Annotated in this window: 17 protein-coding genes; 7 read left to right on the forward strand and 10 right to left on the reverse strand. The window is 53.3% G+C overall.

Going from position 1 to position 20,294, the window contains the following annotated elements; translation table 11 throughout:
- Position 1: 1 nt before the first annotated feature.
- From AC5S16_RS03400 to AC5S16_RS03430, 7 genes are all read right to left on the reverse strand, one after another.
- Positions 2-1,117, reverse strand: a complete 1,116-nt coding sequence (locus AC5S16_RS03400; RefSeq protein WP_493928601.1) for a radical SAM/SPASM domain-containing protein — start codon at positions 1,115-1,117, stop codon at positions 2-4.
- On the reverse strand, positions 1,114-1,428 hold the full coding sequence (locus AC5S16_RS03405) for a PqqD family protein (RefSeq protein ID WP_493928602.1): 315 nt from the start codon (positions 1,426-1,428) through the stop codon (positions 1,114-1,116). Before AC5S16_RS03405 ends, AC5S16_RS03400 begins: the two co-directional genes overlap by 4 nt.
- The gene (locus AC5S16_RS03410) at positions 1,425-2,237 is read right to left on the reverse strand and encodes a hypothetical protein (protein WP_493928603.1); all 813 of its coding nucleotides are present in this window, start codon (positions 2,235-2,237) and stop codon (positions 1,425-1,427) included. Before AC5S16_RS03410 ends, AC5S16_RS03405 begins: the two co-directional genes overlap by 4 nt.
- Positions 2,225-2,674: a S24/S26 family peptidase gene (locus AC5S16_RS03415; protein WP_493928604.1), complete on the reverse strand. Its 450-nt coding sequence runs from the start codon at positions 2,672-2,674 to the stop codon at positions 2,225-2,227. Before AC5S16_RS03415 ends, AC5S16_RS03410 begins: the two co-directional genes overlap by 13 nt.
- A 9-nt stretch (positions 2,675-2,683) precedes the next feature.
- On the reverse strand, positions 2,684-2,848 hold the full coding sequence (locus AC5S16_RS03420; RefSeq protein ID WP_493928605.1) for a hypothetical protein: 165 nt from the start codon (positions 2,846-2,848) through the stop codon (positions 2,684-2,686).
- A 7-nt stretch (positions 2,849-2,855) separates the two neighbouring features.
- Positions 2,856-4,991 (reverse strand): hypothetical protein, encoded by a 2,136-nt coding sequence (locus AC5S16_RS03425; protein WP_493928606.1) that lies wholly within the window; start codon positions 4,989-4,991, stop codon positions 2,856-2,858.
- A gap of 306 nt (positions 4,992-5,297) precedes the next feature.
- Positions 5,298-7,151, reverse strand: a complete 1,854-nt coding sequence (locus tag AC5S16_RS03430; RefSeq protein WP_493928607.1) for a hypothetical protein — start codon at positions 7,149-7,151, stop codon at positions 5,298-5,300.
- A 289-nt stretch (positions 7,152-7,440) separates the two neighbouring features.
- Between AC5S16_RS03430 and AC5S16_RS03435 the strand changes: the two genes are divergently transcribed.
- Positions 7,441-8,580 carry a nucleotidyltransferase domain-containing protein gene (locus AC5S16_RS03435; protein ID WP_493928608.1) on the forward strand — a complete coding sequence of 380 codons (1,140 nt, stop codon included), beginning with the start codon at positions 7,441-7,443 and terminating at the stop codon, positions 8,578-8,580.
- Here AC5S16_RS03435 and AC5S16_RS03440 read toward each other — a convergent pair.
- The gene (locus tag AC5S16_RS03440) at positions 8,577-9,476 is read right to left on the reverse strand and encodes a FecR family protein (RefSeq protein ID WP_493928609.1); all 900 of its coding nucleotides are present in this window, start codon (positions 9,474-9,476) and stop codon (positions 8,577-8,579) included. The two genes, AC5S16_RS03435 and AC5S16_RS03440, sit on opposite strands and share 4 nt — an antisense overlap.
- Positions 9,477-9,906: 430 nt before the next feature.
- Here AC5S16_RS03440 and AC5S16_RS03445 point away from each other — a divergent pair, with 430 nt between their 5' ends.
- The 3 genes from AC5S16_RS03445 to AC5S16_RS03455 all read left to right on the forward strand — a co-directional run bounded on the left by AC5S16_RS03445 (position 9,907) and on the right by AC5S16_RS03455 (position 14,862).
- Positions 9,907-11,829, forward strand: coding sequence for a polysaccharide biosynthesis protein (locus tag AC5S16_RS03445; RefSeq protein ID WP_493928610.1), 1,923 nt, complete (start codon positions 9,907-9,909; stop codon positions 11,827-11,829).
- Positions 11,830-11,892: 63 nt separating this feature from the next.
- Positions 11,893-13,668 (forward strand): ArnT family glycosyltransferase, encoded by a 1,776-nt coding sequence (locus AC5S16_RS03450; RefSeq protein WP_493928611.1) that lies wholly within the window; start codon positions 11,893-11,895, stop codon positions 13,666-13,668.
- A 15-nt stretch (positions 13,669-13,683) separates the two neighbouring features.
- Entirely contained in the window at positions 13,684-14,862 is a 1,179-nt protein-coding gene (locus AC5S16_RS03455) for a hypothetical protein (RefSeq protein WP_493928612.1), read from the forward strand.
- On the opposite strand, the gene AC5S16_RS03460 is transcribed toward AC5S16_RS03455, so the two are convergent.
- The gene (locus AC5S16_RS03460; RefSeq protein WP_493928613.1) at positions 14,849-16,042 is read right to left on the reverse strand and encodes an acyltransferase family protein; all 1,194 of its coding nucleotides are present in this window, start codon (positions 16,040-16,042) and stop codon (positions 14,849-14,851) included. The two genes, AC5S16_RS03455 and AC5S16_RS03460, sit on opposite strands and share 14 nt — an antisense overlap.
- Before the next feature lie 69 nt (positions 16,043-16,111).
- Here AC5S16_RS03460 and AC5S16_RS03465 point away from each other — a divergent pair, with 69 nt between their 5' ends.
- From AC5S16_RS03465 to AC5S16_RS03475, 3 genes are read left to right on the forward strand one after another with little or no spacing between them, the layout of a single operon-like run.
- Positions 16,112-17,179, forward strand: a complete 1,068-nt coding sequence (locus tag AC5S16_RS03465) for a glycosyltransferase (protein ID WP_493928614.1) — start codon at positions 16,112-16,114, stop codon at positions 17,177-17,179.
- A 39-nt stretch (positions 17,180-17,218) separates the two neighbouring features.
- On the forward strand, positions 17,219-18,217 hold the full coding sequence (locus AC5S16_RS03470; protein WP_493928615.1) for a polysaccharide deacetylase family protein: 999 nt from the start codon (positions 17,219-17,221) through the stop codon (positions 18,215-18,217).
- Complete coding sequence (locus tag AC5S16_RS03475; RefSeq protein ID WP_493928616.1) at positions 18,205-18,972, forward strand: formyl transferase; 768 nt, start codon at positions 18,205-18,207, stop codon at positions 18,970-18,972. Before AC5S16_RS03470 ends, AC5S16_RS03475 begins: the two co-directional genes overlap by 13 nt.
- Positions 18,973-18,978: 6 nt before the next feature.
- Here AC5S16_RS03475 and AC5S16_RS03480 read toward each other — a convergent pair whose 3' ends face one another.
- Entirely contained in the window at positions 18,979-20,292 is a 1,314-nt protein-coding gene (locus AC5S16_RS03480; RefSeq protein WP_493928617.1) for a glycosyltransferase family protein, read from the reverse strand.
- Positions 20,293-20,294 lie beyond the last annotated feature (2 nt).

Genomic DNA, 20,294 nt, shown 5'->3' on the forward strand with positions numbered 1-20,294 from the left:
TTTATATAGGACTGGATTGCGGTAGCGGAACGGTGATCTGAACCAGGCCGTGGATCGCAGGAGTGATTTTTTTCAGGCGCATGTTGGCCGATGGAATTCCCGTCCTGGCAAAAGATTTTTCGCAATCCTGCGTAGAAGGACCACGCATGTTTCCCTCCATGTAAGCCAATCCGGGACAGCGCGTACATGTGCCAACGTGGTCGCATCCTGAGCAGACCGGCAAATCACGAGCGGTGATGGAACGGACTTCATTGAGTTGCGTGGAATCGCGCCAGATATCAATGAATTTCTGCCGGCGCACATTGCCGCTGGGCAAAGGAAACTGCACGCAGGGAAACAGATCTCCGTAGGGCGAGACATAGCACGCGGTATGGCCTGCGCTGCACGGAACTTGCTTCAGATCATCATCATCTACCGCAGGTGGAGGCGCGCAGAACTCGTCGATATCACTTTCAACCAGATCGGGTTTACGAAACGCATCGTGCAATTGAGGTATGTCTAAGCCCAGCCGGAGAACATCCCGGTTTCCATCCATCATCGGCGTGATTGTCGGATCGATGGTGCACTCTGCGCCCAGCTCCACAGCCAGCGCTTTCACTCCCGCATAGTCGCTGAGGTTCTGCATCATCAGAACATTAGCGATGATCACCTTTACCCCGTGGGCCCGCAGCAGCTTTATCCCGGCGATGGACCGCTTCAGCGATCCCGGAAGCAGAGTGATGGCGTCATGCACCTCCGGGCGATGAGAGTAGATGCTGACCTGCACTTCCTGCACTGCCAGATCACGCAGGCGCTGCGCTTCTTCTTCCCGGACCATGAAGGCGTTGGTCTTGACCTTCACGCAGAACATCAAGGAACGCGCGTACTCGACGATCTCGAAGAAGTCTCTGCGCATGAAAACTTCGCCGCCGCTCAGCGTAAGAAAGAACACGCCGGCTTCAGCCAACTGATCGAGCAAACCGCGGATTTCGCCGGTCGTCATCTCGCCGTGATCGTCATGGTCGAGATAGCAATGGATACAGCGCTCATTACAGCGATAGGTAACGTCGAGCTGCACGCTGATCGGAACTCCGCGGTCCATCGCGCGCTGTCCGAGCTCCTGCATCAGGCTCATCATTTGCCTCCGTGTATGGCCTTCTCGGGACTGATCGGTTCGCCGGACACAGCCAGTATGCCGTGGCTGGACAAATTGTTCACAAAGCTTTCGGCGTCCTTCAAGGCTTCTGCCAGATCGATTTCGAATTCCGCACAAATTTTCTGTTCGACAATCTCTGCCAGAGGTGTCTTTCCATCGGCTGACTGCCAGATCAGCGTCGCCACCGGATTGAGCGTAAACAAAGTCGAGTCTTTGGCGGACATAATCATCATCTCGCCGTCCAACGAGCGCGCAGCCACAGCCGCCGATCTGGCAATGTAAACAAGACTCATGCAATCAGCTCCCATACATGTTTGTCCGGAAAGAAGGTCAGCCGGTACACAGGCACAGCGCTCACCAGCTTGCAGGCTGATTCAAAAACCAGGTTCACCAGCTCCTGGTCATGAGCAAAGAAGAGCACATTTTCCAGCAACAGGCGAACAGCCTCGCCTTCCTTCACCCGTTCGATGACATTCTCCGGTCCTTTTTGCAGAAGATACAGGGCCGCGAGGGGAGCCTGGACGTTCTCTCCCACTTTGGCCAATTCACCAGCGAATGGCGTGCCATATGCAACGTAACCATGCCCGTCGCACCGAATGTAGGAAATCTCGTCGGTGAGCAATGTCACGTCCGAAGGCGCCAGGCGGGAAATGGTTGTCTTTCCCGCTTCAGAGACACCTGCGAACGCGAATGCCCTGCCGTTGCGAACAGCGCTGGCCGCATGCAATAACAGACCGCCTTCACGAGCCAGAACCAGGCTGTGGATGATCCGCAGCGCTGCATCGATTGCGTATGGATTTGCTGATTGCACGATCCGTCCGCGATGTGATGCCGGTTCCCACTCTGCGTACAGGTCGCCGCGCTCGATGGTCCATTGACCTGAATTGAACCGCACGGCAATATCCTCTTCGCTGATGACCCTTCCTGGCACCGCCAGTTCAACATCAAATTCGAAGACCGGGCGCGCCTCAGGATTGAGAAAACCGGAATAACGCTCCTCGAGCATACGCAGAAAATCCGGGCTTTCACTGCGAACCTGAACCGGCATGCCACCGATCTCGATGATGATTTCCTGCCCTGCTGGAGCGGTTAGTTCGGGCATGAAACTCCTTGCAGGCGGAGGCCCAGACGCAGCGTCATGCGCATGCAGAAATCCGATCTTCGCAGAACCGCCGAACTGACACGCTGCCATGGGGACTGGACGGGATCGATGCAGCGGCCGTTGCGCATGAGAGCGACAACCTGTCCGATAATATCGGGTTCCCGAACAGGAGGGTCGGCGTTGGGCAATGTGTCTCCCTGCGTCGTCAGGAAATCGCCGTGAATGTTGATAATTCGATGGGCCACCAGATTTCCGTCTCTTCGCAACAAAATGACTTGCCCTGTCTTCAATGCGCTTATTGGGCGGCGGCGGACTGTAATCATATCTCCCGGCCAGATCGACGGCAGCATACTCGCCCCTGTGACTCTGAGACGGGCTTCCCCGAAGCTTCCGACTACATCGGCCACCAGCTCACAGCCTGACGTCGAGCGATCCATACTGGGCAATCACGAAACCTTCGGGGCAGACTGACACTGTCCCTCGGAGCCAGCCAGCTTGCCGCAAGTCAGCGCCCGGGTCTCGAAGACGCGTTCAAAGCGGAAATCAGGCCTCTGGTAAAGCTTCTTCCGGGGCTGCTCAGTGAATTCGTCTGTCTTTTCCTGTTCGCTCATGTTGGCCTCATTGCAGCGCTGATTGTGACACCTGCACTCCTGTACCGGCCTGCAGATTCCCGAAATATATCTCCGCCGCTCCAGGCAAGCTTGAAGAGTTATCGATGATAAATCCGCTGATGCCGTTTGCACCCAGCGTGCCACCGATGTTTGATGCAGCCATAGGGGCGGTGGGAAACGTAGTAGAGGAACCGGTAGGGAGAGAAAAGCTCATTACGCATGCCGTGCCACCACAGCCCGAGGGCGCTCCATGGTTCTTCACGCCCACGAAAAGGTAGTCAATGTTCGAAGTGGAGTTGAAGAACTCGGTGAGTGGTGTGCAGTCATGGCTCGTACCTGTATTGCCGGATGCCACCAACTGGAAGGAGTTGCCATCGTTCGCACTGCTCATGGTGCCGTTTGTGATGGCAACCCGCCAGAGCGCCGGGGTCGCAGCTCCCGTGAGGTTTCCGCAGAAATACATGAACCCCGTGCCGCCGGTACTCGAGAGGTATTTGTTATCGAACGCTCCGTCGAACGCATCTGTTCCGGAGGCTCCCATGGTGGCAGTTACAGGAGTGGTTGAGACAAACGGGTTGCTGCTTGTGCTGCTGGATGCGGTAGACGAAACGCTAAGCTGTGCCACAGCCAGGTTGCTGCCCGTGGTAGTTACTGGCACAAATACCTTCTCCAGAGTGCCGTCCAGAATGGGCGCATCCATAACGGTACTACCCACGGTCGCTGCCTTGCTGGCGAAGTTGTAGCCTCCGATTCCCGAGAGCCCTGAGTATCCGCCATACGATGACGGATCTCCGTAAAGCTTACCGTTGTTACCCCCGATTATCATGAGTCCACTGCCATACGTTCCACCGGGGCAGGTAGGAGCGGGAGAACTGCTGCCGGTGGTAGCGCAACCATCGACAACCGGACTGGCAAGCACGGGAGCACTACCGCAGCTAGAACTAAAAGAACCTGTACAGGCAGGCCAGTAGCCCGAGATAACGACTTCCGCCGGGGTGCCACCGAATCTGCCAAAAACGCTGGTGATCTTGTGCAGATTGCCATTGTCGTCCCCAAAGTATGCAATATCGTTGGTGTAATCGACAAAAGGCGAAGAACGCGTGATCGGGCCGTTAGTGCTGCCGTTCAGACTTATCGTTACCTTTGTATCCACTGCGCTGTTATTCGTTCCCGGAACCGCAGGCGACGTTGGAGTCCCGTTGCCCGCACCCCCACTCTTGTCGAGAGTGAGCACGTGAAAGATCGATGCGCCGCTGGTCCTGCTCTCGATGAAGGCCACCTTGGTGCCATCCAGTGAAAGGACAGGCGAAGTCTGGACGCTACCCGTGCCGACGTTATAAGCAAAAAACACGGTGGGAGTTGTCCCTGAGCAGGTCCCGGTGTATAGATTCCTAACACCGACAATATTGGCAGCGGTACTAGCGGCGCCAGCGACTGGAAATACAACAAAGTCATTGGTGCAATCCGGCGCGAAGAGAGGATTAAATGTGAACTTTGCCGGATGCATATCAGCCGCGACACTTGCAGTAGCGCCTGATGGTCCAAGCGCTACTGCCCAGTCCGCGTGGAGCGGAGATTCTTCATGCTTCTCTCCGCCTCCGCCATGACCCCGGTCTTTATCTCTTTCCCGCCCTGCCTGCAGAATCCGCGCGAAGACGGACGACCCCTGCAATTGGGATATTCCGTTTTCCTCCAGCCATGCTCCTGCGTACCGCCTGACCCACTGCATGCGATAGCGGGGATCGCTGACAATGCGCCGCCATTCAGCTTCCCTGCCGTTCCGGCGCGCGTCATCGAGAGTACCGGGGTTGGAGAAGATCACATGCCTGGTGCTCCAGTCCTCCACCACTCCCTGACTCAGGTATTCCATTTCGCTTCGACTTACGCCCTTAACTTTCTGCGGGACTGCTTGACTCTGGATGTTCTGCTGCGGGACGGCCTGATTTTGCTGTTGCTGCACACTACTCTGGATATGAACATCATTCTGCACTTGAATGCTGTCATTCCGCTCCTGAACGGCACGGCTCCGCACTTGAATGTTGTTCTCGATTTGCGCGGATGCAGGCAATGCCAGAGACGACGCCAACAGGAGAGCCGCAGCTGCAACACGAAAGCCAGTCAAACGACCATTGGCCTGCCTCATTGGAAATTCCTCCCAATTGAGCTATCCGAATCAAGTGCAATAAACTGAACTGATCTGAGGCTTAAAGCAAACCACTTCTGACTGAATCTTCTGCCGGCACAAGTCTACTCTAAAATCATTCAGGAAGTCTTCATGCTATGGGCGCATTGGCCCTGGGTATCGGATATTTTGCCACAGGCGAGCGCCCGGGTTTCGAAGACGCGTTCGAAGCGAAACGCAGGCTTCTGATAGGGCTTCTTCCCGGGCGCCTGTGATTCTGGTCGAGCCGAAATTCCATCCATTTGTTCCGGTTTACTCATTCTGACCTCATTGCAGGGCCGTCTGTGAGATCTGCACTCCCGTGCCGGGCCCGTAATTTATAAAATATATTTGATTTCCCCCTGCGATTGAGGAGTTATCCACGATTATGCCCGAGGTGCCGTTCGTAGTTATGCCCAGGGGGTCGTTGGGGCCGTTCGCTGCGAATGCCTGCGTGGGAAAAGTATTCGGCGGAGCTGCTACGGGCAGACTGAAGCTGACTACACACTGGACGAAGTGGCACTCGGCAGTTCCGGAAGGAGCGGTTCCCCCAAAATCTGTCGTCGAGAATCCTGCACCCGCCATAGTCAGGAAAAGGTAGTCTATGCGCTGGCTGCGGTTGAAGTACTCGGTAAGCGTCGAGCAACTCTGCGCGGGACCGGTGTTGCCGGTAATCACCAGTTGGAAGAAACTGCTGTCGGCCGTAGCGCTCATTACACTGTTTTGGACTAGAACGCGCCTCAACGCCGGTGTCGCAGCGCTATCGAGATTTCCGCAGAAGTACCAATAGCCCGTCCCTGATATGTTGTACTGATTATCTCCTGCGCCGCTACTCAAACGCGTCCCGCTCGTTCCCATGTCAGCATGCACCACAGAACCTAAAGAAGTATCAAACTGAGTCAAGGTTGCCCTGCCTCCTAAGGCGCCACCCACAAACAACTTTTGCCGGGTGACGTCGAGAATGGGAGTACCCTGGACGCCGCTTGTAGCGTCGGTTGTCGCTGTCCCAACGGTGATGCTGGGAACATCGCAGGGGGCGCCGGTTGCGGCGATTAAGCAGTAGACGTTTCCGTCGCTGGAGCCGATGAAGAGATGCTGGCTCACATCATCGAAGACCGGATCGGTAAACCCTGATGCACCAGCGCCAACTAATGCCGGCCATCCGCCGGTAGCGACCTCAGTCGGTGTTCCATTAAAGACGCCTGTGATTTTGTGCACCCTGCCGGAGTCGTCGCCAATGTAGGCAGTGTCATTGGTGTAGTCGACGAAAGGCGATGAATTCGAATCCGTGGCACTGTTGCTCAGGGTTATATTGACATCGACAGCATTGTTATTGAAAGGGTTGCCGCTGCTGCCGCAGCTTGTGGTTGGCGTCCCATTCACGGTGCCAGGGCACGCCGGCGTGCTCCAGACCGTTCCGTTGTTCCCGGTTGTGCCGATGGTGACCACATGAAATATCGTGCTGTTGCTAAGGCTTTCAACTAATACCATCTTGGTGCCATCAAGCGAGAGCACTGGCGATGACGCCAAAGTACCGTTGCCTATCCAATAAGCAAACCTGGTATTCGGCACTGTCCCTGTACAGGTTCCGTTGTACAGGTTGTTGACGCCGATCACGTTTGCCTGATTACTGGCGCCTGCAAAACCGATGCCGTAGACAACAAAATCGTTCGCGCAGTCGGGGGCGGCGATCGGCGCAAACGTGTACTTCGCCGGAAACCTATCGAATAGACCAACAAAGCCGCCGCCACGAAGGCTCACTGCCCAGTCTGCATGGAGGGGACTTGCCTGATGCCTTGCCGCCGGCCCGAGAATCGGTGGCTGGCTGAATGGCGGTCCGGAACCTAAGCTCCTCCCTGCAGAATTGCGACTAATTTGCTGCATTTTATAGCGAGGATCATTGACGATGCGCAGCCATTCTTCGTGTCTGCCATGCAGGATGGCATCCTGTTCAGTGCCGGGGTCGGAAAATATGACGTGAGACGTGCTCCAATCGTTGACAATACCGACTGTAGGCTTTTGCTGCATCATGCCAGGCTGATCCTCTAAGGATTGCTGACTGCAGCCGGATGTCATCAAGGCCGCCAGCAAGATTGTCACGACACCGGTGGTATTTCCCACTACATCGTTGAACAGCTTCATCTGACTGTCCCTCCGATAGAACGATCGGATTAGCCATAAAAAGCTAAACGATTCTGCTATGTGGCCGAACGAATCGCCGTCGAATCTTTCTCGCCCGTGAGTTTACCTCGAAATGGTTTGATGCGGCAACGCCGGTTTAAATTTGACAGGAAGTTGAATCTTTCGGAATCGGTGTCTTTCCACCCAACCCCGACGCCAAGGCATTTACGGTGCGCGCTTCCACTAAACGATACAATTGTGGCCAGCCATGCAGAATCCGAGTTTCGCTCGGCGTGAGACGAATCTTGTAGTGCGAGCCACGCGAGCGTTCCTGTCCGGCGGAGACCATGGCGATCTTCAGGACGCGTTGGCACAGCCCTTTGACTGGACAGCGGCCGAGCGAAGCGCAAAGTATCACTCATTAATGCCAGTATTTGCCTACTCTTTGAAAGAGTATGGAGGAAGCCTGGTTGCGGCGGAGACGCGGGAACGGTTTCAGCAGCAATTACGCCTCACAGCAAGGAAAAACATGGCCTGGCTGATGGAATGGCACCGGATATTGCTGGCATTCGAAGCGGAAGGGATTCCCGTTATTTCGCTGAAAGGTCCAGGATTTGCCCTGCAGGCTTATCAAAATATTGCTCTCCGGGAGTTCGCCGATCTGGATCTGTTGATCGAGCAAAAGAACGTGTCACAAGCACGCCATGTTTTGTTCCAAGACGGTTATCAGCTCCGGTTTCTGCAGGCTGGCAACGGCGATTCGATGCTGTTTCGCTCGGGAAACTGTCAGCTGGAATTTTTTAATGCCGAGCGCGGCACCGTTATCGACCTGCATTGGAGCGCACTGCACGAGATGTTTTCGTTTCAACTGCCCGCTGAACAGCTTTTCCGGACAGCGCAAGTTAAGCATCACGAAGGAATATCGTTTTTGTCGCTCTCGCCGGAATTCCTTCTGCTTTATCTTTGCGCACACGGAACCAAGCATTGCTGGTTCCATCTGCGGTGGCTCTGCGACGTTGCCAGCCATGTACAGACAGCGGAAGAGCTGGACTGGAACCTATGCATTCGTTGCGCCGATCAGGCAAATTGCGCCCTGGTGCTGAGACACAGCCTGCTTCTTGCAGAGGAGGTGTTGAAACTGGAACTGCCGGAACATGTCAAAAAATATTGTGACGATGAAAAAGCCCGAGCGCTTGCGGATACGGCATCTTCGTTTCTGTTTAGCGAGGGGAACAATCCCGGCTATGGTACTGCGTTACGCTATTATCTGGCCTTCTCAAAAGGATGGCGCGCTTACGCCCACCTTGTGCTTAAGCGTGTATTTACGCCTGAGGAACAAGAGTGGCAAGCAGTACGATTGCCGCGTCCCCTGCATTTTCTTTATTACGCTGTCAGGCCCGCGCGGTTCATGTTTGAGCAACTGTCCAGAGCCACTCTCCGGTCGCGTTAAGGTGTTGTGGGCGTAGCCGCGGCTGGTGATGTCCCGAAACCGCCCGCTACACCCACGCCGATAAGAGCTCCTCCAACACCTAGAAAAATGAGGATGGCAAGCCCCTCTTTCGTCAACCAGTATGCGCCCTCGTCACACCTGCGACTCCGCTCGCTTATATCGAGAACATGCAGGGGCTCAGGGCCATTTGCAGTGGGAGATTTTGCAGTCATCCCTTTCACCTTGATGGTCTTTCCGACATAACGATCAAGATCGTTTCCATGCAACTGATATTGGACGTTGTTCTTTGAACCCGTGATCAAATAGTTCGCGTCGAGATCTCCGCAGATCGTCAGATTTACCTGCTGGGTCTGCTGCTGCTGAGGCTGTTGTTGGGTTGGTTGCTGTTGTGTTTGCGCTTCCTGGCGCATGGCAAGGCTCAGTGGTTTCCCTGGCAATACCCTGGCGACAAGATCGCCGGATGGGGTCCGCACATCCACGTTTCCATCCTGGGCCGCGACTTCCATATATGCTTCATCCTTCACGCCGACAATGGCCACGGCGTTCAGGGTTGCGCCGGAAATTCGCAATCCGTCAGCCAGCACCGGATGCTTATCGACCCGGTTTTGCATCATCACGCCCTGCTGCAGAACGGAATTGTCCTTGTAAACAGTCATAGTCGCGCCGGGCTTTATTACCGCGCTCGAACCGTCTGCAAACTGGATATTGGAACTCCGGTCTCCTGTCGCGATGCGACTGCCTGAAAAAATTGCCGCGGTACCTGGAACCTCAGCCCCATTTACCTGAACTTTTCCGGTCGTCATCACCAGACCGATGTTTGAAGTGGCAGCAGTCGCCACACTGATCAGGCAACTACACGTCAGCAGCGAAATTGCGGCTTGCAGTCGCGCGATCATTAGAAGTCCTCCACAATGGCAACCAGGATTCTAACCAAACGCCAAGTAATGCAGACTTCCGGAAATAAATAACCTAGACCTTACTAAAGTACTCAGAAGCACTATAGCGCCTAAGTGAAATCTTGTCGATTCCCATGCTTTGATGCAATCCACCTCAATTTCACCGCGCCACACGCCGTAAGAGGAAAAATGCGCTGTACCCGGAAAGGCAGTATTGACCAAATCCCGCGGGATTCCTACTATTGGTGCTGCCAGTCTATGTACTGCTCCAAGTGTGGGTTCGTAATTTTTTCATAACTTGCGCGTAATCCAATCCCAGGCAAGCAGGAGCGGATTCGCTAGCGAACCTGTCAGTAATACCGGAGCGAAGTTTGTAGTTTCACCGCAAAGCGAATCATACGGCAGGAGTGAAAACTCCTCAGGAGGGCCGGTGAAGCCACTTCAGGTGTTCAAGGCAGTGCCCGACCGGGCGCGCAATCCGCGCTCCTACCCAATTCCAAGCTGGCTTCTACACGGATACGTTCGCGTGCTTCTTGATGGCCTCACGGCTGCAATTGCCATGGTCATCGCATACGCGCTCAGGCTTGATTTTCATATCCCGCCAAAGATGCAGCACAGTATGTGGACATGGCTTTGCGTTGTGGCTGTGCTGCGGCCCATCTTTTTACATATCAGCCGCGATGGCTACAAAGCGACCTGGCGTTTCTTTGATGTACGGGACTGCATAACCCTGGCTCTTCGCTCATTGCCGGTAACTATTCTTCTTCTCGTGGTGCGCTGGAGCGTGCCAGGTGTTCCCATAGTTCCCTACAGCGTTCTGATTCTCGAGTTCAGTACCTTTCTCATTCTTGCCTCCGCTCTGCGCATAACACGGCGACTCATCCACGAGTCTGTTTATCGTCTGCCGGAGCGACCACGGGCGCTCATTGTCGGATGCGAAACGACGCTGGCTACAGCGGTACATCACTTTCACGCGTGCAAAGAAGCTCAGGTGATAGGACTGGTGAGCGAAGATGAGCGCCTGGTAGGAGTGCATATCGCAGGCCTGCCTGTTCTTGGCCCTCCTCAGGCTTTAGCCGGCCTTTTAGTAAGTCACCAGATTGAAGTGGTCGTTCTCTCAGGAGCGAATCTGAAATGTGCCGCGCAAGTGATTCGCGACGCGAGCAGCCTGGACATTCAGGTTCGCATATTGCCATCGAGCAGCGATCTGATGGACGGGCGAGTTAAGGTGAACCGGCCTGTCCCGATTGATCAGCTGACTCGAAGCAACACCGAGGTGCCGACTGAAGCACATCCGGCAGTGGCTCTCTGCTTCAATCGAAAGACAGTCCTTATTACGGGTGCGGGCGGTTCCATCGGGTCTGAGATTACGCGGCAGGTTTCAGCCCTGAATGCCGACCAGATTGTGATTCTTGATTACGACGAGAATTCGATTTTCGAACTGATGAACGAAATAGGAGGTCTCAACGGACGCGAGATGGTTCCCGCAGTGGGGAATATTCGCGACCGAGAAATGGTTCATAAGACATTCGAGTTATATCGTCCGCAAATTGTCCTTCACGCTGCTGCTTACAAACATGTTCCTGTGATGGAAGCAAATTGCTGCGAAGCTATCCTGAACAATATCGGCGGAACACGCACGCTCGCAGATACTGCTATCGAATTCGGATGTGAGCGCCTGGTCATGATTTCCACTGACAAAGCTGTGAATCCCTCGAGCATCATGGGAGCTACCAAGCGGGCAGCGGAGTTATTGATTCAACAGCGCGCCGATGAGACTCGCAGTAAGGACAACTCGACTCATTTTGCCTGCGTGCGCTTCGGCAATGTCCTGGGCAGCCGGGGCAGCGTTGTCCCTATCTTCCTTCGCCAGATTGCTGCTGGCGGTCCGGTCACGATTACGCATGAGGAGATGACTCGCTACTTCATGACGATCCCGCAGGCAGTGCGCCTGGTTCTGCAGGCGGCCACGATTGCATCACAGGGAGATATCTATCTGCTTGATATGGGCGATCCCGTCAAGATCATCGATTTTGCCAAGGACATTATTCGTCTCGCCGGCCTGACTCCTGGAAAAGACATCGACATCAAGGTCATAGGCAGGAGGCCGGGAGAGAAACTTCACGAAAAGTTATGGCGGGAAGATGCGCTGGTAACAACGACGCCATTTCGCGATGTATTTCAGGTAAAAGCGACCGCCGCTCCTTCCGGATTCCACCTGTTGCTGGAAGAGCTGGAATCGGCGGCCCGTGAGCGCCAACCAGACAATACGATTCAAGAGTTGCTATGCAGACTTCCTATTGATTACTGCCCAGAGTCGGTGGAAGCGACTCCTATGGCCATTGCCAATTAGCGGGCCTGATAGTCAATCTAGTTTGACCGCAGATATTTTTACGTACACAAAGAGGGATTGCTTGTGGCAAGGGTCGAAGCGACAACGCTGAAGCCGAAGAGTAATTGGAAAATTGACACTGATGTACACAGTTTGCAGATCTTCTGCTGGGTCGCGCTGATCGCTATTGCCATTGTGAGGGCATGGTTCACGCGCTATGCGTTTGATGGAGATTCTGTCTCTTATATGGACATCGGAAGGCTGATTGCCGAGGGACATGCAACGGCTGCTGTTCACTCATATTGGTCGCCTGGTTATCCCGTTTGCCTCTCATTTTTATGGTTATTCCATCCAAGTGTTTATTGGGAATGCCCTCTTGTCCATTTCGTCAATGTTCTGATCTTTGTGAGCACTCTGGCAAGCTTCCAGCTGTTCTGGAGTGAAGCGCGCATTTGGCATGAGAGATATGCAAGCGATTCCGGCGCGGCAATACCTGAATATGCATTTTGGGGGCTCGGGTATTCGATATTTGCCGTTGCCATTCTGAATGTGATTAGCGTGACACTGGTCCACCCCGACATGCTGGTGGCAACCTTCTGCTGTCTGGCCGGATGGAGCGCACTTCGATTCCGGCGCGCTCCGAGCGTCGGCCATGCTCTGATGCTGGGTTTAATTCTTGCATTGGGGTATTACGTGAAAGCGCCATTTTTTCCATTAGGATTCGTATTTATTCTGTGTGCAAGTCTTGTGTGGCCTGTATCGCGGCGAAGGATCCTTTTGGGTGGAACAGCGCTTGCTGTATTTCTTCTGGTCTGTATGCCCTTCATAGCAGCTCTCACACGAGCAAAGCACCACTTTACCTTTGGCGAGTCAGCTCGCCTGAGTCAGGCTTTCTATATTAATGGCGTAGAACACTATGTACATTGGCAGGGAGGACCTCCAGGCTCCGGAATGCCCGTCCACCCCACGCGCAAGCTCAATAATTTCCCTGCGATTTTCGAATTCGCAGCCAAAGATATGGGAACGTATCCACCCTGGTTCGATCCGACTTACTGGTATGAGGGAATCACTCCGCACTTCAACTGGAAACTTCAGTGGAAGATTTTTGTAGCGAACCTGATTGGAGAATTTGAGATTGTTGCAGACGCAGGGATGGGGTTGCTTTGCGGCATGATCCTGCTGGCTTTGTTAGCTAATTATCGAGCTGACTGGACGAAAAGATTTTTGCGTTTCTGGTTTGTATGGATATCGGGTGCTTTTGCCTTCCTGATGTTTGCGCTTGTCCACGTTGAGTCCCGCTTTCTCGGAGGGTGGTTGATTTTGCTTTTCGCGGGCGTTATATGCGCCTGTTCGCTGCCTGCAAACTTCAACACAGGCCGGACTGCTGGTTCCATTGCTGTTGCAGTGCTGGCCACTGCGGCAGTGGCATTGGCGTCGCAGACATTCCAGGAGGCATTGAGCACTGATTATGATCATGCCGCCAGCAGAAGTCGCAGCAATGTATTGATTGCGAATTTCCTGCTCAAGAATGGTCTGCATGAGAATGATCGGGTTGCGGTAATTGGTGATGGACTTGCAGCATATTGGGCGCACCTTGCCCGGTTACAGGTAGTAGCCGAGATTCCTGCCAACATCCAGTGGTATCGAGTGCACCCTGCGCTTGATTTCTGGGCATCTGGACCAGGACAACAAGAAAATTCTCTGCGCATTCTTGCACAAACCGGGGCTGATGCAGTAATTGCCGATCCGCGAGGCTTTGCAGTTCCCGGACAGGAGCCGTCTATTGTCCCCTCTCCGTGGAGGAAAATTGATGGTACCGAGGCCTATGTCTATTTCTTTCACCCCCGGGCGGTAACGTAAGCTGGCAGCGAACCAATGCCTGAGTATCACCTGGAAGCAAAAATACATCAGAGTGCCCGCCGGAGATTGAAAATGATAACGAATGCGCGTTCTTATCCTGGCGTACTCAGCAATGGTCATTCTTTGACACAAAGATGGTTCGGCTGCTCCAGGCTTATTTTGTTTCTTTATTCGTGCTTCTGTCTGGCGTTGGCAATTGCTGGGTATTTACGTCCGCTGCCGACTTTTGACAGGTATTTTTATGCAGGCGCGATCGCGTCGTTTCGCTATACCGATCCAATAACCGTTCACCGCGTCGCGCGAGCTGAATTCGATGCCCAGCCATCTCCTTTTCAGTTTCAAAGCGTGTCCGCCGAACCGTATTTCGCTGATGTGCATGACAACCCTTACCATTTTGAGCAGCAACTAGGGTTCTATCGAGTAAAGCTGGCATATGTGGCGGCGGGATATCTACTCTGGCGCACGGGCCTGCCCATCCTCGTTGGGCTTCGCCTGATATCGGCGTGCAGTTTCTTTGCCATGGGCCTGACATTGCTTGCCTGGACCCATGAAGCTGTCTTGTCTGCATTGTTGTTACTGACGCCATCGGTATTGAATATGGGGCGGATGGTCACAGTCGATCCTCTCTCAACGAGCGTAGTGCTTCTTGCCCTGTTTTTACTGGCTAAGGACAAGAACCTGCCTGCTGCCGGCCTGCTGATGGGGAGTGTCTTTCTGAGATTCGACAATGTCGTCCTGGCACTCATCCTGCTGGCCTGGATGGCCTGGAGGCAGCGGATTCTCCTCAGCCTTAGTGCCTCATTCGGAGTATTTGCTGTTGCAGCTGCAGTTTTGGCCAACCACATCGCAGGCTATTACGGATGGCGTGTCCTTATGCAGCACTCGTTTATCAAGCCGGAGATTGAGCCAGTCACTCACCCGGTCCTGATCAGCTTTGACGGCTATTTACACGCAATCGCAGCATTGCGGGTGATGCCTTACACTTTTATGACTGTGTGGATTCTGGTCGCAGCAGCGACATGGAAGAGACTTACTTCAGAATCGATTTTTCGCGACTTGCTGCCACTGGCAGGTGTATGCATCCTTGCAAAGCTGGCGATATATCCGAATATCGAAGACAGGTATTTTGTGTGGGCATATCTGCTGGCGGGTGTCGCCTTGATTCAGGCAGCACAGTCGCCTAGGCAGGCATAAATGGCTTGGAGCGCTCCTCTGATTGCTCTGAATCCTTCTGCTGGCTGCGCGATTTATCCTTCATCCGCAGAAAGAATTCCTCGAATGTAATGCGGGACAGCCAGGCTAGGATTGTCGCAATTATGAGTGTCAAGAGCAGCCTCAGTAGGCATTTCCCGAAGCTATGCCCCACAGATAAAACAGGCTGGAATTTCGCAGATACATCATTGTACAGATTGAAGATCAGCGCGTGAATCAGATACAAGCCGTAACTGATAAATCCGTAAAAAGAGAGAATTTTCGAGTTGATGATTTTCTTATGCACTCCTGTCCCCAGCCATAAGGCGGCAGAAAGAAATCCCAATGCGCCGTAGTTCACGGCTGTGGCTCTTAGACTGATGGCTATGAATGGTGGAACAACCATGTTGGCGGCCAGAGCAGCTACTGCAACAAGAATGCTCAGACCTGCCAGATTCAGCAGATTCCTCCGCGAAGCAAGTCCAGAGCGCACAAATACAGCAAGCAGCGCGCCGAGCGCCAGACCATCGGCCGAGAGCCAGGTATAAGGGCCCCACCATAGTCCGCCCCGGGCCACAGCGAATGCCCTCAGAAATGGTTCGCATATACAGATGGAAGCAGCCAGGATCGCAAGGCCGCGCTGCTTCAACACTCGGGCAGCGGAGGGCCATACGAGATAAAAGTGCTCTTCCACCGCCAGCGTCCAGAAAGACGCATAGTCTCTCGGCACTCCCAGCAATGGAGTAACGTTGGCGAGATAGATTAAGCTCAAGCCCGCAAAGGACCACGATGTATGGCGACTGACGAAACCCGCCTTGCTCAATAAAACAAGCATGGCTATCAAGAGGTAATATGCAGGCAATATTCGCAGCGCACGGCGATAGTAAAACCGCGAGTAATATTGTGGTTGACTCGCGCTATCTAGAAGAATGCCAGTTATCAGAAAACCGGAGAGGACAAAGAAGAGGTTTACTCCCATCCATCCCAGGCTTACGACTGATACAAACAGGTGTTCCCAGGCGGGGGTGCCGGGATTGGCAGGGGAAAAATCTTCAAAAGCATGAAAGATGAATACCATCAGTATGGCGATTCCACGCACGGCATCCAGTTCCGGCATTACTTTCCGCAGGATGCGCTCTTTAGCCTTGGGCATGCTGAGTTGGGCAGTGCGTCTGGGAATCATGATTCGTTGCGAAGGCTCATCATACTCTCTGACGTAGCGAGCTAGGAGAAGATGAGAATTGCGTTGCTGATGCCTACGTTAGAAATCGGCGGAGTCGAACGGGTATTCGCCAATCTCGCCAATGGGCTACGCAACTGTGGGGCTGAGGTCGATCTCGTCGTTGGCCGGGCAGGTGGGAACATGGGCAGACTCATCGAAAAGGGTATCCATGTGTGCGATCTGGAATCCAACAGGATGTTGAGCAGCGTGCCCAAACTGGCGAAGTATATCCGGGACCGGGAGCCCGGAGCTATCATCTCTGCCATGACCCACAGCACAGCAGCCGCTGTGGCCGCGCGAACGATGGCTCGTAAAAAAACCAGAATCGTTGCGACCGAGCACAATACCATGTCGAAGATAGTCTCAAACACGGCAGGGATGAAATATCGCTTGATGCCTCTGTGGGGCCGCTGGACTCTCGGCCTGGCAGACCACATTGTCGCCGTCTCAGCTGGTGTTGCAAACGATTTAGCAATGCAGACCGGCATTCCCCGCGAAAGATTCCAAGTGATTTTTAACCCGGTCATTACGGACTCACTTTATGAATCTGCGGCAGAACCAGTGGATCATCCATGGTTCCAGCCTGGAGAGCCGCCTGTGATCCTGGCAGTTGGCCGCCTGGACAAGCAGAAGGATTTCCCCATGCTGATCCGGGCATTCCATCTGCTCAGAAACCACTGCCCTGCTCGCCTGATGATTTTAGGCGAGGGGCCGGACAGATACCGGATCGAGCGATCCGTCGGCGAATTGAATCTCACCCAGGATGTCGCCCTTCCCGGTTTTGAGCAGAATCCATATCGATTCATGAGACGCTCCGCGGCGTTTGCCTGTTCATCTCAGTGGGAAGGCTTCGGTGTTGTATTGGTGGAAGCTCTTGCCCTGGATTTACCTGTTGTCTCAACAAACTGCACGCATGGCCCTGCAGAAATACTTTGTGATGGCAGGTTCGGCACGCTCGTGCCTGTCGGTGACCCAGAGGCCATGGCTCAAGGACTGCTCAAGGCCCTGGATAATCCAATGCGAAATGATACTTCCGCGCATCTGCAGCAGTTCACGGTGCGCAATGTCGCTCTGAGTTATTTATCGCTTCTCAACTAAGAGAATTCTGATGAGCCATATACTTCACGCAGAACGGGAATGGGCATGATGCAGAATCCCGGCGGATTTGTCATCAGCCTTGATTTTGAATTGCACTGGGGCGTCAGGGACCATCGCACCGTTGACCAGTATCGTGAAAACCTGCTCGGAGCTCGCCAGGCCGTTCCTGCCATCCTTAAACTTTTTGAGCGATATGGAATCCACGCTACATGGGCCACGGTAGGATTTCTGTTTTTCAAGAGTCTTGACGCCCTTCAAGCCGCATTGCCTGATGAGCGGCCCCAGTATCAGGATGTCCGGTTGGACCCTTATGCGGCGATGTCCGAGGTGGGCGGAAATGAAGATGAAGACCCGTTTCACTTTGCTCCAAGTCTGATCCAGAAAATACTCTCGCACGAAGGGCAGGAGATTGGCACGCATACCCTGTCTCACTTTTATGTGTCAGCTCCGGGGCCAACATTGGAATCATTCCGGGCCGACCTCAGGAGCGCAAAGTCAGCCGCTGGTCAATACGGCGTAGCGCTAAAGAGTATTGTTTTTCCACGCAACCAGATATCGCGACAACACTTGCGTGTCTGTGCTGAAGAGGGCCTGATTGCATATCGCGGTACGGAAGCTTACCCATGGATCGAAAATGGAAACGGATTACGCAGCAGGGCCCTGCGATTCACCGATTCCTATCTGAAGCTAAGCAGCGATGGATGCACAGCGCCATGCATCGATTCGGAATATCCGATCGTAAGTGTGCCCGGATCCAGGTTTCTGCGGCCATGGAGCTCGGCGTTGAGCAAATTTGAAGATATCCGGCTCAAACGAATCTTCTCATCCATGGATACGGCTGCGAAAAGTGGCAGGACGTTCCATCTATGGTGGCACCCGCATAATTTTGGAATCCACTTAGAGGAGAACATGGCTGTTCTCGCCAACATTGCTGAACATTTCACAAAGCTGAATCGCGAGACAGGCTGGCCGTCTTTAACCATGGCCGAGGTTGCAGAGAATGTTTTGCGCATGGAGAAATCACATTGTGTGGCATAGTCCTGCTTATTGATGACAGCGACCTCTCACGAATTATCTATCACGCACTGGCAGCTGAATTCAGCATTGAAGCCGTTATCCGAGAAGAAAAAGTTGCCAGAACGACCTTTCTTAAAAAGCGTTTGAAAAAACTCGGCTGGCGCACCTTATCCGGCCAGATCATTTTTACGAAGTGCGTTGTCCCTCTGCTGCAGGAAGAAACAGCCGGACGCAGAGCCGAGATACTGCAGCACTATGGCATGAATGACTCTCTGATACCGCGGGACTGCGTGGTCGACGTCCCCTCGGTCAATGACAATCAAACGATTATCCTTTTGCAGAAGCTCGCCTCATCCATTATGGTCGTAAATGGAACACGCATCTTGTCAGAACGAACTCTGGCTGCAACTGATGGAGTATTCCTGAATACTCACGTTGGCATTACGCCTCTTTATCGTGGCGTCCATGGAGGATATTGGGCGCTCGCCTCTCATGATCCAGAACATTTCGGAGTAACAATCCACAAGATTGATGCAGGGATCGATACTGGGGAGATCATCGCGCAGGCATTCGTTCAGCCATCTACAAATGACAATTTTTCTACTTATCCATTGTTACAGATCGCAGCTGCGATTCCCTTGCTGAAGCAAGCTATACGTGATGCAAGCAATGGCAGTCTGCAAAGTATTCCTGCACCTGTTGGAAAATCAGTGCTATGGTCACACCCTACAGCCTTCCAGTATCTGAAGCACAGAGTCAGGCATGGCATCAGGTGACAAAAGCTAAGATTCGGTAGTGACGGGTTGCATGGAAGCTGAGTGTGATGTTCTGACCCTTCTGAATATTCTCACAACGCTCGCTGCTCCTCCGCCAATTAACAATGCATACATTGGCATAATGGGGACCTTGAAACGCGAATATGCTTCTGCGCCTGCCGAAATCATCAGAAAATAGACGACGCTCAAAACAAGGAGATAGCAGAGATTACGATCACGCCGGTACCAGTACCAGCATCCAACGATCGCCAGGCATGCCTCAGGGACTGTAAACAACAGCACAAGATATTCGGCCATACGAGGGCTGATATAACTGAGTCTGGTCATCGCCTCTGCACCGCCGCCAAAAACAATATAAGCAAGCGACACCAGGGCAGAGCGAAAATAACCGAACAGGTTATCTGCAATGATCTTCTTACCTTTGCGGGAAGCGTATGCCGCCTGTTGAGGCTCAGTCACATCCAGGCATTTGCGTTTATACAGATTTTCCATTTCGCCGCATGCCTGATCGATCATTTGCTGTCTGATGCGAATGGCATTTGCCAGATAACTCCCGGGCTGTTGTATAGCCAATGCACCTGAAGCCCGGTAATACAGGATATCTTCCGCTCCAATCGTACTCAGGCCGAAGTAGTTACCTTCAACATAGTTGCGAGTGGCCCAGAGTACAGGGAAAAGTGAAAATATGATCACGAATACCAGGATGAAACGCCATGCCTTTTGTCTGAATGCGAGATAAAGGCAAATTGAAAGTGGAACAAAATACAAAGCGCAAACTGGACGGACGAGCGTAGCGCTGCCACCGAAAAATCCGGCCGCAACGCTCATCATCACATTGCCAGATGGGTTTGTCATCGCACGATACACTGCCCATGCAGTGAAAGCTATCAATACTGTTGATGTGATTTCAGTCAACAGTAAATTCGCGATGAGGATGGTTGCTATATCCAGAGACAAGACTGCTGCAGCAACCAACGCGACCAGGCGGCTGCCTGTAATTCGCAGCGCAATCGCAGCCACGAGGACAACAAGCAATATACATAGAGCATGCTGTACGAAAACCAGATATTCCACCCTTAATGGGGTGATTCGGAAGATCGCGAGCAAAAACGGATAGCCTGGCGTTCGATGCAGCTCTGGCTGATGTAAACCATTTACAAATCCCTGCCCATGCAGAAGGTTGTCGGCCGGTATCAGATAAGAAGGAGTATCGGCACCATAATACTCATGGTCTGAAGCCAGGTAGGCAACATGCGTGAACAAAGCTAGAGCCAGTACAATCCAGAAGATCGATGATCCAATGAACCTGCCTGGGGACATAT

The organism is Acidobacterium sp. FHG110202_01 (assembly GCF_059115305.1).

What these genes read in the sequence shown, in the direction of transcription:
- AC5S16_RS03410 (WP_493928603.1), bottom strand. Translation starts at nt 2,237, where the DNA reads ATGCCCGAACTAACCGCTCCAGCAGGGCAGGAAATCATCATCGAGATC.
- AC5S16_RS03425 (WP_493928606.1), bottom strand. Translation starts at nt 4,991, where the DNA reads ATGAGGCAGGCCAATGGTCGTTTGACTGGCTTTCGTGTTGCAGCTGCG.
- AC5S16_RS03440 (WP_493928609.1), bottom strand. Translation starts at nt 9,476, where the DNA reads ATGATCGCGCGACTGCAAGCCGCAATTTCGCTGCTGACGTGTAGTTGC.
- AC5S16_RS03480 (WP_493928617.1), bottom strand. Translation starts at nt 20,292, where the DNA reads ATGTCCCCAGGCAGGTTCATTGGATCATCGATCTTCTGGATTGTACTG.
- AC5S16_RS03405 (WP_493928602.1), bottom strand. Translation starts at nt 1,428, where the DNA reads ATGAGTCTTGTTTACATTGCCAGATCGGCGGCTGTGGCTGCGCGCTCG.
- AC5S16_RS03455 (WP_493928612.1), top strand. Translation starts at nt 13,684, where the DNA reads ATGCCTGAGTATCACCTGGAAGCAAAAATACATCAGAGTGCCCGCCGG.
- AC5S16_RS03465 (WP_493928614.1), top strand. Translation starts at nt 16,112, where the DNA reads ATGCCTACGTTAGAAATCGGCGGAGTCGAACGGGTATTCGCCAATCTC.
- AC5S16_RS03415 (WP_493928604.1), bottom strand. Translation starts at nt 2,674, where the DNA reads ATGGATCGCTCGACGTCAGGCTGTGAGCTGGTGGCCGATGTAGTCGGA.
- AC5S16_RS03470 (WP_493928615.1), top strand. Translation starts at nt 17,219, where the DNA reads ATGGGCATGATGCAGAATCCCGGCGGATTTGTCATCAGCCTTGATTTT.
- AC5S16_RS03460 (WP_493928613.1), bottom strand. Translation starts at nt 16,042, where the DNA reads ATGATTCCCAGACGCACTGCCCAACTCAGCATGCCCAAGGCTAAAGAG.
- AC5S16_RS03420 (WP_493928605.1), bottom strand. Translation starts at nt 2,848, where the DNA reads ATGAGCGAACAGGAAAAGACAGACGAATTCACTGAGCAGCCCCGGAAG.
- AC5S16_RS03430 (WP_493928607.1), bottom strand. Translation starts at nt 7,151, where the DNA reads ATGAAGCTGTTCAACGATGTAGTGGGAAATACCACCGGTGTCGTGACA.
- AC5S16_RS03400 (WP_493928601.1), bottom strand. Translation starts at nt 1,117, where the DNA reads ATGATGAGCCTGATGCAGGAGCTCGGACAGCGCGCGATGGACCGCGGA.